This is a genomic window from Paraconexibacter antarcticus, from assembly GCF_024220175.1.
GTDB classification, from domain to species: domain Bacteria; phylum Actinomycetota; class Thermoleophilia; order Solirubrobacterales; family Solirubrobacteraceae; genus Paraconexibacter; species Paraconexibacter antarcticus.
Window position 1 is genome coordinate 1,086,472 of sequence record NZ_CP098502.1, and the last position, 11,501, is coordinate 1,097,972.

The following is an 11,501-nucleotide window of genomic DNA, read 5'->3' on the forward strand; positions in this document are numbered from 1 at the left end:
GCGCGTTCAGCCCTCGATGTTCGACATGACGTGCTTCACGCGCGTGTAGTCCTCGAAGCCGTACATCGAGAGGTCCTTGCCGTAGCCGGACTGCTTGAAGCCACCGTGCGGCATCTCGGCGACGAGCGGGATGTGGGTGTTGATCCACACGCACCCGAAGTCCAGGTGCTTCGCCATGCGCATCGCGCGCCCGTGGTCCTTCGTCCACACGCTCGAGGCGAGGCCGTACCGCACGCCGTTGGCCCAGGCGAGCGCCTGTGCCTCGTCGGCGAACTGCTGGACGGTGATGACCGGCCCGAAGATCTCGTCCTGGACCATCTCGTCGTCCTGCCGGAGCCCGGCCACGACCGTCGGCTCGAAGAAGTACCCGCGGTCGCCGGCCGCGTTGCCGCCGGTCGTGACGGTCGCGTGTGACGGCGCGCGCTCGATGAACCCGGCGACGCGCTCGCGCTGGGTCTGGGTGATGACCGGCCCCATGTACGTGTCCTCGTCGAGCGGGTCGCCGTACACCGTCCCCTTCGCCTGCGCCGTGAGCGCCTCGACGAACGCGTCGTGGATCCCGGGCCCGGCGATGACGCGGGTGGCGGCCGTGCAGTCCTGACCGGCGTTGAAGTAGCCGGTCCCGGCGATCATCTCGGCGGCCGCCTCGACGTCGGCGTCGTCGAAGACGATGACCGGCGCCTTGCCGCCGAGCTCGAGGTGGACGCGCTTGAGCGACGCGGACGCCGCGGCGGCGACCGCCCTGCCGGCCCGGACGCTGCCGGTGATGGAGACCATGTCGACGCCCTCGTGGCGGACGAGCGCCTCGCCCGTCTCGCCCTTCCCGAGGAGGACGTTGAAGACGCCGGCGGGCAGGTGCTCCTGCATGAGCTCCGCCATCCACAACGTCGAGGCGGGGGTGTTCTCCGACGGCTTGAGGATGATCGAGTTGCCCGCGGCGAGCGCCGGCCCGAACTTCCACACGGCCATCATGAAGGGGTAGTTCCACGGCGTGATGCCCGCGGTGACGCCGATCGGCTCGCGGCGGATCTGCGAGGTGTGGCCCGCCATGTACTCGCCCGAGGCGAGCCCTTGGAGGTGGCGTGCGGCGCCGGCGAAGAAGCGGATCTGGTCGACCGCCGGCGGGACCTCCTCGCTGAGCACGAGCGCGAGCGGCTTGCCGGTGTTGTCGGTCTCCAGGCGGGCGAGCTCGTCGGCGCGCGCCTCGATCGCGTCCGCGATCCTCAGGAGCGCGAGCGACCGCTCGGACGGGGTCGCCTGGCCCCACTCGGCGAACCCGGCGCGCGCCGCCTCGACGGCGCCGTCGACGTCGTCCGCGCTCGACACCGCCATCGTGTCGATGACCTCACCCGTGGCCGCGTTGCAGACCTCGTGGGAACCGTCGCCCCCGGGCGCCGAGTGCCTGCCGCCGATGAAGTTCTGGAGCATGGCCCGACGCTACCAGCGGACCCCGCGCCGATCGGGCACAAAGGGCCCGCCGGAGCGCGCGGGATCGTCCACCGGCCCATCGGCCCACCGCCCTCGCCGAGGGCGCGCGGCGGCAGGCGAGGCCCGCCGATACCCTCCCGCACCATGACCAACGTCGTCATCACCTCCGCGGCCCGCACGGCCATCGGGTCCTACGGGAAGTCGCTCAAGGACGTGCCCCCGACCGAGCTCGGCACGATCGCCGCGACCGAGGCGCTCTCGCGCTCCGGCGTCGAGGGCGGTCAGGTCGAGCACGTCGTCTTCGGCAACGTCATCCACACCGAGGCGCGCGACATGTACATGGCGCGCGTGGTGGGGATCCAGTCCGGCATCCCGCAGGAGGTCCCGGCCTTCACCGTCAACCGCCTCTGCGGCACCGGCGTGCAGGCCATCGTCTCCGCGACGCAGGCGATCCAGTCGGAGGACGCGAAGGTCGCGCTCGCCGGCGGGGCCGAGTCGATGAGCCGCGGCCCGTACTGGCTGCCGGACGCCCGCTGGGGCGCGCGCATGGGCGAGACGAAGATGGTCGACCCGGTCATGGGCGGCCTCACCGACCCGTTCAACACGATCCTCATGGGCGTCACCGCCGAGAACCTCGTCGACAAGTACGGCATCTCGCGCGAGCGCCAGGACGCGTACGCGGTCGAGTCCCACCGCCGCGCCGCCGCCGCGCAGGCCGACGGCCGCTTCGACGACCAGATCGTCGGCGTGCCCGTGAAGGTCAAGCGCGACACTGTCGACTTCCTCCGCGACGAGCACATCCGCCCCGGCGCGGACCTCGCCTCGATGGCGAAGCTCCGCCCCGCGTTCAAGAAGGACGGCGGCACCGTCACCGCGGGCAACGCCTCCGGCATGAACGACGCCGGCGCCGCGGTCGTCCTCATGGACGCCGACCGCGCGAAGGAGCTCGGCGCTCCGGTCCGCGCCCGGATCCTGAGCTACGCCTCGGTCGGCGTCGACCCGCTCATCATGGGCATCGGGCCGGTCCCGGCGATCAAGAAGGCGCTCGACCGCGCGGGCCGGACGCTCGACGAGGTCGGCGTCATCGAGCTCAACGAGGCGTTCGCGGCGCAGGCGCTCGCGGTCCTCCAGGAGCTGGGCCTCGAGGACGACGATCCGCGCGTGAACCCGAACGGCGGCGCGATCGCCCTCGGGCACCCGATCGGCGCTTCCGGCGCGATCATCACCGCGAAGGCGCTCGACGAGATGGAGCGCGGCGACCACGAGCTCGGTCTCGTGACGTTGTGCATCGGCGGCGGCCAGGGCATCGCCCTGCTGCTCGGACGGGAGAACTAGACCAATGGCCCTCTTCACCGACGAGCGCGCCGTCTACGGCGCCTTCGGCAAGCTGTTCTCGGACGTCATCGCGGACGAGAAGTCCGTCGGCGTGCTCGTCCGGACGAACACGATCCTCCAGCTCCAGCTGCGCGAGCCCCGGTCCACCGTGACCGTCGCGGTGCGCCAGGGCCAGGAGCCGCTCATCTACTTCGGGCAGACGACCCGCCGTCCGGAGGTCTTCCTCCAGATGGACGCCGAGACCGCCCATGGCTGGTTCCTCGGCGAGATCAACCCGACCGTCGCGTTCGGCGACAACCGCATCAAGGGTCGCGGCCCCTCCGGCCAGATCCTCTCGGTGCTCGCGTGGGCGAAGGTCCTCGTCCCGACGTACAAGGCGATCATCGAGGCGCACGACGGCGAGCTGCCGCCGCCGCTGGCACCGCCGGAGCCGCCGGAGCCGAAGGCGGAGCCTGCGGCTGCCGAGGCGCCCGCAGAGGGCGAGGCGCCGGTTGCGGCCGAGGGCGACGCTCCGGCGGAGGGCGCGGCGGAGGCGCCGGCGGCTGACGCCGAGGCGCCGGCTGCGGCCGAGGAGTCTCCGGCGGCGGAGTCAGAGGAGGGGGACTCGGCGGTCGAGGAGGCCGCTCCGGCTGAGGAGGCGGCTCCGGCGGCTGAGGAGCCCGCGCCGGACCCCGAGCCCGCGGCTGAGGCCGAGGCGCCTGCTGCGGCCGAGGAGTCTCCGGCGGCGGAGACGGCGAGCGAGGAGCCTGCGCCTGCCGAGGAGGCCTCGGCGCCGGCCGAGGAGCCTGCGGCTGCCGAGGAGGCCCCGGCACCCACCGAGGAGCCTGCGGCTGCCGAGGAGGCCCCGGCGCCCGCCGAGGAGCCTGCGGCTGCCGAGGAGGCCCCGGCGCCCGCCGAGGAGCCTGCGCCCGCCGGGGAGCCTGCGGCGCCTGCGGCCGAGGAGGCCCCCGCGGTCGACCCGGCCCCCGAGGACGAGGCGCCCGCCGGCGCCTGAAGTGCCGGTGGGTGGAAGATCGCGGTTGCTGAGCAACCGCGATTCACCACCGAGGGTCAGACGGAGGGGAGTGGCACGCTGCTCCACTCCTTCTTGTGGACCTTCTTGAGGGCCTGGTACTCGGTGAGGGCCTCGGCGGTGTCGACGTCCCCGAGGGTCGGGTGGGCCGGGACGAGGGGCTCGGCGACGGCGACGTCGTAGCGCTTCGCGAGGACCGCGGCGATGGCCTTGATCTTGATCTCGCCGACACCGGCGAGGGCAGACAGGTTCGCACGGAGCCCCGCGGCGTCGGTGGCGTCCGTCCACACGCGCGCGGCGTCGCCGTCGTACTCGTCGCGGATGTGGACCGCGAGATCGTGGACGCGCTGGGCCATCGACCCGGGGAAGCGGTGGATGGCCGGCTTCTCCCGGAAGAGGGGCTCGAGGTCGGCGCCGGCGATCGCGGTGGCGTCGAGCGACCCGAGGCGCTCGCGCAGCGCGAGCGGCCCCGCGAACGCCTTCTGCACCGTCACCTGCTGATCGAGGACGAAGCCGACGAGGAGCGCCATCGGATCCGCGGCGTTGAGCGCGTTGGCCTCGTCGGACTCGGTGAAGTACAGGCGGTCGGGCATGCGGCGATCGTACCCCGCGCCCGGGGCGCAGCCCGGTGGCCCGGCGGGACCCCGGTGGGGCGGCGGACCTCGGCGACCCTACGCGCCGGCCAGCGCCGGCGGGTCGTCGTAGCCTGGCTCGCCGGGAAGCAGGACGCGGGCGGTCTCGCCGCTCATGACGACGCGGGGCTCGACCGGCTGGACGGCGCGCCCGGCCGAGTGGGCGATGAGCTCCTCGGCGGTCGCGAACTGCTCGAACTGCTCGAGATGCTTGATCGTCGGGAAGACGAGGAGGATGTCGCCCGCGACGTGCGCGTCGAGCGCGCCGCGCGGCGTGAACCAGCCGCTGTCGACGCACTCCTCGCCGTCGATGACGACCTCGGCGCCGTCGGGACAGCGTGCGAGGAAGAAGTGCGTGTCGAAGCGGATCTTCACCTCGGCCGGGGTGATCCACTGGGAGAACTTCACGAGGTCCGCGCCGGTCGGGTCGGGAAGGGTGACGCCGGCCTCCTCGACGAGTTCGCGCACGGCTGCGCGCCGGTGCGCGGCGTCGCCCTCGCCCTCGTGCGCATCGACGCCGCCGCCGGGGAAGACCCACACGCCACCCATGAAGCGGGCCTTCTCCGTCCGCTTGACGAGCAGCAGCTCGAGGGTCTCACCGCCACCGCGCAGGAGGATCACCGACGCCGCTTGGCGCGGGGTGCTCACCCCGCCGCTGGTGTTGAGCTCTTCGCCGGGGGCGGGACGATCGATCTCCTGCATCGGCCCCACCCTAACCGGCGGGAAGGTCGGGGGCCTCGACCGGGGGAGACGCGCCCCTCCGGGCGGTCGCGACGGGCAGTCACCGGGTAGGGTTCGCGGCGTATGAGCACCACCGAGTCCGAGCGCTGGATCTGCGAGTCCTGCGGCTTCATCTACGAGCAGGAAGAGGGCGACCCCGACGGCGGCATCCCGCCCGGAACGCCGTTCGCCGACATCCCGGACAGCTGGTTCTGCCCGGTCTGCGGCGCCCGCAAGAAGGACTTCGTCCCGTACGAGGGTTGAGCCCCGCGCGATGACGCAGCCGCAGCCGCCGGTCCATGCCGGTCGGCTGCGCTTCGGGCTCAGCCGGGCGGCGAGCGCCCTCGGGGGCGCTTCGCTGTGCTTCGGCGAACCGATCCAGGCGGGTGACCGCATCGTCGTCCCGATCGCTCGCGTGCGCGGGATGGGCGGCTACGGCTTCGGCCGCGGCACCGCCCCGGACGGCGGGGACACGGGTGACGGTGGAGGCGGCGGCGGGGCCGTCGAGGCGACGCCCGCCGGCTTCCTCGACATCGCGCCCGCCGGCGTCCGCTTCGAGGCGATCCCCGACCCCGTGACGACGGCCCGCGCGGTCTCGACCGGGGCCTCCGCGCTCACGATGCTGATCGGCGCCGTCGTCACCGTGCGCCGCCGCCGCGCCGCCGGGCTCCTCGCGCGCCGCTGAGCGGCGCCCGGGCGTGGCCGTGGCGTCGTGAACGCCGCGGGGGCCGCTGCGCCCACACGCACCGCCCGCGCATGGCCGCCGGGGGCCCGGGGTACGTATCCCACAGATGACCCCGCGCACCGCAGCCTTCCCCAAGGAGTCCGACGACACGGGCGCCTTCGTCCGTCAGGACAGCACCTTCCGCGACCGCGTCACGGCCGACGGCTCGTCGGGCCTGCCCGCCGTCGCCGGCCGGTACCACCTCTACGTCTCCCTCGCCTGCCCATGGGCCCACCGCGCCGTCATCGTGCGGCGCCTGAAAGGCCTCGAGGACGCGATCGGCCTGACGGTCGTCGACCCGATCCGTGACGACGAGACGGGGTGGCGCTTCGCCGAGGAGCGGCCCGATCCGCTCAACGGCTGGACCTTCCTGAAGGAGGCGTACGAGGCGACCGACCCCGGCTTCGACGGTCGCGTCAGCGTCCCCGTGCTGTGGGACACCGTGACCGGGCGCATCGTCAACAACGAGTCGGCGGACGTCATCGAGATGCTCGCCACGGAGTTCGACGAGGTCGCCGGTGACCCGGACCTCGACCTCTACCCGGCGGCGCTCCGCGACGACATCGACGCGCTGAACGCCCGGGTCTACGAGACGGTGAACAACGGCGTGTACCGGGCCGGGTTCGCGCCGAGCCAGGAGGCGTACGAGGACGCGGTCATGCCGCTCTTCGCGACGCTCGACGAGCTCGACGTGCGCCTCACCCGGTCGCGGTTCCTCTTCGGCGACCGGCAGACGCTCGCCGACTGGCGGCTCTTCACGACGCTCGTCCGCTTCGACGCCGTCTACCACGGCCACTTCAAGTGCAACCTGCGGAAGATCAGCGAGTACCCGGCGCTGTCGGGCTACCTCCGTGACCTCTACCAGACCCCTGGCGTCGCGCAGACGGTCGACATGGACCACATCAAGCGTCACTACTACGTGACGCACACGTCGATCAACCCCACGCAGATCGTCCCGCTCGGGCCCCTGCAGGACCTTCACGCACCACACGGCCGCGAGGCCCCGGGCGCGTAGCAGGGGAGGGGGTCGAGCCGCTCAGGCGGCGACGAGCTGGTCGACGTGCACGACCATCCGCTCGACGTCCGCCTTGTCGATGAGCTCGAGGCCGAGCTCCGCGGCCTGCGCCGCGACCGCCGGATCGGCGTAGGCGGTGTAGAGGACGATCGGGGTCGGGACCGCGCCGTCCCGCAGCGCGCGTGCGACCTCCAGGCCGGTCATCCCGGGCATGCGGAAGTCGAGCACGATCGCCGCGTAGTCCGACCCCGGCGCCTGCGCGAGCGTGAGCGCTTCAGCACCCGAGGCCGCCTCCTCCACCTCATGGCCCCGGTCCTCCAGCGCGAGGCGCTCGAAGAACCGGACCGAGGGCTCGTCGTCGACGACGAGGATGCGGCCGGCCATCAGCGGTTGCTATAGGGGTCGACGTAGATGTCGTCGACGGACCAGGTCCCCGCGCCCTGCGGCGTGAAGGTGAAGCTGGCCGGCGTCATGTTGTTCGGCAGCAGCGGAAGGAGGTTCGCGACGACGAGGTAGACGGGTGAGAGCGTCCAGGACCCACTCGGGAGCACCGTACCGATGGTGAGCTGCTGAAGTCCAAGGGCACCCTGGAAGTTGACGTCGACGCGCAGGCCGGAGAAGAGGTTCGTGCCCGAGGACTTCGCGAAGAAGCGCATGTCCGGGTGGTCGATGCCGACGCACATCGTGCCCGTCGTCGCGCTCGAGCCGGACGGCAGGCGCAGCGAGCTCGAGTCGCTCGCGCTGCCGACGTAGAAGGGCTCGTTGCCGGCGACGATCGATGCGCCGCCCGAGAGCGAGAGGCCGTCGGCCGACTCGGCGTTGCCGCCGGGCGCGAGCGTGTAGTTCGCCACGTCCGCGAACGGCAGGAAGACCTGGCTCAGGGACTGGGAGTCGCAGGAGGTCGCGTCGGCCGCGAGCAGGCTGGCGTGCGCTGCGGACGGGACGACGGCGAGACCGGCGATGACCCCGAGGAGGAGGCGGAGCGGACGGCGGGAGTTGAGCATGGTGCGAACTGCCTTTCGCGGTGGAACGTCGGCCTTTTGCCGTACCTGACCATCGGCTCAGTCCAGCGCGCGGGACATCGGACATGTGTCCAAAAGCGACTAACCGCATTCGGGACCCAGGAGGGGAGGCGGAGCCGCACGACGACGTGCGTGCTTGCACGGGTTTTGCACAGGCCCGAGAATGACCTTCGTGGCTACACCCCCGGCCAGTGTGGAGCCAGAGACGAATGCGGAGGTCGCGAGCCTTCTGCAGGCGCAGCGCGCGGTGCTCTCCGAGCGGATGTCCGCCCGCGAGTTCCGGGCCCAGGCGATCGTCGGCGCGGCCTTCATCGCGGCGACGCTCGGAACCCTCGCCGTCGGAGGGAGCGAGGACTTCGATCCCGTGGCCGCAGCCGTTCTGCTCGTCGCACTCGTCGGTGCGTGGCGCATCCGGTTCGAGATCGGTCGGGGGTGGACCGCCCCGACGGTGCTCGTCACCGTTCCGGCGCTCTTCATCGAGCCTCCCGCAGTCGTCCCCATCCTCGTCGCGCTGAGCGCGGTGCTCGCCCGGGTGCCTGACTACGCCACCGGCCGCGCCCATCCGGAGGGGGCCCTCGCGGCGCTCGGCAACGGATGGCATGCTGTCGGGCCGGCCTTCGTGCTCGCCGTCGCGGTCGACCCCGGACAGCCCCGGTTCGCGGACGCGGGTTGGTATCTGCTCGCGTTCGCGGCGTTCATGCTGTGCGACGCGGCGTCGGGCGTCACCCGGGAGTGGCTCGCCCAGGACGTACGCCCGGACCTGCAACTCCGGCTCTTCGTCCAGATCTACGCGCTCGATGGGCTGCTCGCCCCAGTGGGTCTGATGGCCGCGCTGGCAACGGCCCGGGAGCCCTACGCGTTCCTGCTCGCGGCGCCGCTGTTCGTCGCGCTCGGCGTCCTGTCCGGGGAACGAACCAAGCGCTTCGACAACGCCCTCGCCCTCAGCGAGTCGCGCGCCCGCGTCCTCGAGGCCGAGCTCGCCGCCGCGCGCACGCGGGTGGAGATCCTCGGCGCCGTCTCCCACGGCCTGCAGACGCCGGTCGCGGGGGTCGTCGCGATCTCCGGCGTCCTCGCCCGGCGGGGCGCGTCGATGCCCGGCGAGATGGTGCAGCAGTCGGCGGCGCGGCTGGAGGGGGACGCGGTGGCGCTGCGCCAGGTCGTCCGGCAGGCGCTCGACTACGTGCGCCTCGTCGACGGCGAGCCGCTCGCGCTGCGGCTCGGGGACGTCGACCTTGTGCCGGTCGTGGAGGAGGTCACGGGCCGCCTCCGCGTCCCGGCGCCCGCGACGCCGCCCGGCCCGGCCGTCGCCCACGCCGACGGCGTCCGCGTGCACCAGCTGATCACCGCGCTCGTCGCCCGCGGCGTCACCGCGGCCGACGGCGACGCCGCGGCGGTCCGTGTCGCGCTCGGAACGGACGACGAGGGCGTCGTCTTCGACGTCTGGGAGCCCGGCCCGGCCCCGGAGACCGAGGAGGGGTTCGCGGCCCTGCTCGCCGCTCCGGCCGGCGTCCTCGGCACGCTCGAGAACCAGGGCACGGGCGTCGACCTCTTCGTCACCGCCGAGGCGGCGAAGCAGCTCGGCGGGAGCCTCTCCGGCAGCGACGACGGCGGCCGCCTGCGCTGGCGCCTGCGCCTCCCGGCCGCGGCGCCCCCCGCCCCCGCACCGGCGCCTACGCCTACGCCGTCCAGTCCCGCAGCGGCCAGCCCTCCGACGCCTCCGCCAGCGCCGCCGGCGTGAGGACCGGCAGCCGCGGCAGCGTCCACACCGGGGTGCCGCCGAGCTCGCGCAGCGTCGCGAGGTTGTCGGCCTCGAGCGCGCTCGGCTCCGCCGGCCACGGCGTCAGCACCACCGCCCGCACCTCGAGCCCGGCGCCCCGCGCCGCCTCGAGCGTCAGCAGCGTGTGGTTCAGCGTCCCGAGGGCCGGCCGCGCGACGACGACGAGCGGCAGGCCGAGCGCGACGGCGTGATCGCGGATCGACCACGTCCGCGTGAGCGGGACGAGGAGGCCGCCGACCCCTTCGACGACGATGACCTCGGCCGCGGCGCCGACCGCCCGCGCGTGGGCGAGCAGCGCCTCCGGGTCGAGTGCGGTCCCGGCCTGGTCGGCGGCGAGGTGGGGGGACACGGCGGGCCGGAAGGTCACCGGCGTCACGTCCTCCGGGGCCTGTCCGGTGCAGGCGGCGAGGAGGACGTGGTCGGCGGGCATGCCCCCGGGGTCGGGCTCGTCGATCCCGGTGACGACCGGCTTGCTCGCGGCGACCCTCACCCCCTGCACGCGCAGGCCGGCGGCGATCGTCGCGGCGACGACGGTCTTCCCGACGCCGGTGTCGGTGGCGGTGACGAAGCAGCCGGGCACGGCGGTCCTACGCGGCGGCGTGCCGGGGCGACGCGGGCCCCTGCGTGGCGGCGACGGGGAGTCCTGAGGCGGGCCGGAAGCCGGCCTGCATGGCGGCGCGGGCGAGGACGGCGGCCGCCTCGCGGAGCTCCGCCTTCGTGTGGGAGGCCATGACGGCGAGGCGGAGGCGGCTCGTGCCCTCGGGGACGGTCGGCGGGCGGATGGCCTGGGCGAAGACGCCGCCCTCGATCGCGAGCTCGCAGATGCGCATCGCGAGGGCGGCGTCGCCGACGATGAGCGGGATGATCTGGGTGCTCGCGCCCGCGACCTCGAACCCCTCGCGCGCGAGGGCGTCGCGGAGGGTGTTCGCGTTGGCCTGCAGCCGGGTGGCGTAGGACGGGTCCTCGATGACGAGGTCGAGGGCGGCGAGGGCGGCGGCGACCGACGGCGGGGGCGGGGCGGTGGAGAAGATGAGCTGGCGTGCGGTGTTCGTGAGGTAGTCGGCCATCGTCGCGCTGCAGGCGGCGAACGCGCCGTAGGACCCGAGCGCCTTGCCGAGCGTGCCGACGATGACGTCGACCGCGGCGGGGTCCACGCCGGCGTCGGCGATCGCGCCGCGGCCCTCGGGGCCGCAGCAGCCGGTGCCGTGGGCCTCGTCGACGACGAGCCGGACGCCGAACTCGCGCGCGAGCGCGACGATGTCCGCGAGCGGGGCGACGTCGCCGTCCATCGAGAAGACCGAGTCGGTGACGATGATGCCCGGGCGCCCGGTGTGCTGCTCGAGGCACCAGCGCAGGTGGTCGGTGTCGCAGTGGTCGTAGACGACGGTCTGCGCGCGGGCCAGGCGGCAGCCGTCGACGATCGACGCGTGGTTCAGCGCGTCGGAGTAGACGACGGTGTCCGGCCCCGAGGCCGTGGCGAGCGCGCTCACGACGCCGGTGTTGGCGAGGTAGCCCGACCCGAAGAGCACGGCGGCCTCGGTCCCCTTGAAGGAGGCCAGGCGCTGCTCGAGCCGGCGGTGGATGCTCATCGTGCCCGACACGAGGCGGGACGCGCCGGCCCCGGCGCCGTAGCGCATCGCCGCGTCGGCGGCGGCCTCGCGGACCCGCTGGTGCTCGGCGAGCCCGAGGTAGTTGTTCGAGCAGAGCAGCAGCACGGGCCTGCCGTCGAGCACGACCCGCGAGCCCTGCGGGCCGGAGACCAGGCGCATGCGCCGGCGCAGCCCCTGGTCCTCGAGGTCCGCCAGCCGCTGCTCGAGGTCGCTCACCGCGCGTCCC

13 protein-coding genes are annotated in these 11,501 nt (G+C 73.6%); 6 read left to right on the forward strand and 7 right to left on the reverse strand.

Annotation, left to right across the window (positions count from 1 at the left end; all coding sequences use genetic code 11):
* Positions 1 to 6: 6 nt before the first annotated feature.
* Complete coding sequence (locus NBH00_RS05465; RefSeq protein ID WP_254572337.1) at positions 7 to 1,428, reverse strand: gamma-aminobutyraldehyde dehydrogenase; 1,422 nt, start codon at positions 1,426 to 1,428, stop codon at positions 7 to 9.
* Positions 1,429 to 1,572: 144 nt separating this feature from the next.
* Here NBH00_RS05465 and bktB point away from each other — a divergent pair, with 144 nt between their 5' ends.
* A complete protein-coding gene (gene bktB, locus NBH00_RS05470; RefSeq protein WP_254572338.1) occupies positions 1,573 to 2,763 on the forward strand; it encodes a beta-ketothiolase BktB in 1,191 nt (396 codons plus the stop codon).
* 4 nt (positions 2,764 to 2,767) lie between these two features.
* Positions 2,768 to 3,757 (forward strand): hypothetical protein, encoded by a 990-nt coding sequence (locus tag NBH00_RS05475; RefSeq protein ID WP_254572339.1) that lies wholly within the window; start codon positions 2,768 to 2,770, stop codon positions 3,755 to 3,757.
* Positions 3,758 to 3,813: 56 nt separating this feature from the next.
* Here NBH00_RS05475 and NBH00_RS05480 read toward each other — a convergent pair whose 3' ends face one another.
* Together NBH00_RS05480 and NBH00_RS05485 are read right to left on the reverse strand one after the other, a co-directional pair.
* Positions 3,814 to 4,368 (reverse strand): HhH-GPD-type base excision DNA repair protein, encoded by a 555-nt coding sequence (locus NBH00_RS05480; protein ID WP_254572340.1) that lies wholly within the window; start codon positions 4,366 to 4,368, stop codon positions 3,814 to 3,816.
* 78 nt (positions 4,369 to 4,446) lie between these two features.
* Positions 4,447 to 5,109 carry an NUDIX hydrolase gene (locus NBH00_RS05485; RefSeq protein WP_254572341.1) on the reverse strand — a complete coding sequence of 221 codons (663 nt, stop codon included), beginning with the start codon at positions 5,107 to 5,109 and terminating at the stop codon, positions 4,447 to 4,449.
* 102 nt (positions 5,110 to 5,211) lie between these two features.
* Between NBH00_RS05485 and NBH00_RS05490 the strand changes: the two genes are divergently transcribed.
* From NBH00_RS05490 to NBH00_RS05500, 3 genes are all read left to right on the forward strand, one after another.
* Positions 5,212 to 5,391: a rubredoxin gene (locus tag NBH00_RS05490; protein WP_254572342.1), complete on the forward strand. Its 180-nt coding sequence runs from the start codon at positions 5,212 to 5,214 to the stop codon at positions 5,389 to 5,391.
* 10 nt (positions 5,392 to 5,401) lie between these two features.
* Entirely contained in the window at positions 5,402 to 5,812 is a 411-nt protein-coding gene (locus NBH00_RS05495) for a spore germination protein GerW family protein (RefSeq protein ID WP_254572343.1), read from the forward strand.
* A 106-nt stretch (positions 5,813 to 5,918) separates the two neighbouring features.
* Positions 5,919 to 6,866, forward strand: a complete 948-nt coding sequence (locus NBH00_RS05500; RefSeq protein WP_254572344.1) for a glutathione S-transferase family protein — start codon at positions 5,919 to 5,921, stop codon at positions 6,864 to 6,866.
* Between the two features lie 21 nt (positions 6,867 to 6,887).
* Here NBH00_RS05500 and NBH00_RS05505 read toward each other — a convergent pair whose 3' ends face one another.
* Positions 6,888 to 7,250, reverse strand: a complete 363-nt coding sequence (locus tag NBH00_RS05505) for a response regulator (protein ID WP_254572345.1) — start codon at positions 7,248 to 7,250, stop codon at positions 6,888 to 6,890.
* On the reverse strand, positions 7,250 to 7,870 hold the full coding sequence (locus NBH00_RS05510) for a hypothetical protein (RefSeq protein WP_254572346.1): 621 nt from the start codon (positions 7,868 to 7,870) through the stop codon (positions 7,250 to 7,252). Before NBH00_RS05510 ends, NBH00_RS05505 begins: the two co-directional genes overlap by 1 nt.
* Before the next feature lie 190 nt (positions 7,871 to 8,060).
* On the opposite strand from NBH00_RS05510, the gene NBH00_RS05515 reads away from it, so the two are divergent.
* Complete coding sequence (locus NBH00_RS05515; RefSeq protein ID WP_254572347.1) at positions 8,061 to 9,626, forward strand: sensor histidine kinase; 1,566 nt, start codon at positions 8,061 to 8,063, stop codon at positions 9,624 to 9,626.
* On the opposite strand, the gene bioD is transcribed toward NBH00_RS05515, so the two are convergent.
* Together bioD and bioF are read right to left on the reverse strand one after the other, a co-directional pair.
* Positions 9,565 to 10,245, reverse strand: coding sequence for a dethiobiotin synthase (bioD, locus tag NBH00_RS05520; protein ID WP_254572348.1), 681 nt, complete (start codon positions 10,243 to 10,245; stop codon positions 9,565 to 9,567). The genes NBH00_RS05515 and bioD overlap by 62 nt on opposite strands.
* Before the next feature lie 7 nt (positions 10,246 to 10,252).
* Entirely contained in the window at positions 10,253 to 11,491 is a 1,239-nt protein-coding gene (bioF, locus tag NBH00_RS05525) for an 8-amino-7-oxononanoate synthase (RefSeq protein WP_254572349.1), read from the reverse strand.
* Positions 11,492 to 11,501: the final 10 nt, after the last annotated feature.

What these genes read in the sequence shown, in the direction of transcription:
- NBH00_RS05485 (WP_254572341.1), bottom strand. Translation starts at nt 5,109, where the DNA reads ATGCAGGAGATCGATCGTCCCGCCCCCGGCGAAGAGCTCAACACCAGC.
- NBH00_RS05505 (WP_254572345.1), bottom strand. Translation starts at nt 7,250, where the DNA reads ATGGCCGGCCGCATCCTCGTCGTCGACGACGAGCCCTCGGTCCGGTTC.
- NBH00_RS05495 (WP_254572343.1), top strand. Translation starts at nt 5,402, where the DNA reads ATGACGCAGCCGCAGCCGCCGGTCCATGCCGGTCGGCTGCGCTTCGGG.
- NBH00_RS05490 (WP_254572342.1), top strand. Translation starts at nt 5,212, where the DNA reads ATGAGCACCACCGAGTCCGAGCGCTGGATCTGCGAGTCCTGCGGCTTC.
- NBH00_RS05475 (WP_254572339.1), top strand. Translation starts at nt 2,768, where the DNA reads ATGGCCCTCTTCACCGACGAGCGCGCCGTCTACGGCGCCTTCGGCAAG.
- NBH00_RS05510 (WP_254572346.1), bottom strand. Translation starts at nt 7,870, where the DNA reads ATGCTCAACTCCCGCCGTCCGCTCCGCCTCCTCCTCGGGGTCATCGCC.
- NBH00_RS05500 (WP_254572344.1), top strand. Translation starts at nt 5,919, where the DNA reads ATGACCCCGCGCACCGCAGCCTTCCCCAAGGAGTCCGACGACACGGGC.
- NBH00_RS05465 (WP_254572337.1), bottom strand. Translation starts at nt 1,428, where the DNA reads ATGCTCCAGAACTTCATCGGCGGCAGGCACTCGGCGCCCGGGGGCGAC.
- bktB (WP_254572338.1), top strand. Translation starts at nt 1,573, where the DNA reads ATGACCAACGTCGTCATCACCTCCGCGGCCCGCACGGCCATCGGGTCC.
- NBH00_RS05480 (WP_254572340.1), bottom strand. Translation starts at nt 4,368, where the DNA reads ATGCCCGACCGCCTGTACTTCACCGAGTCCGACGAGGCCAACGCGCTC.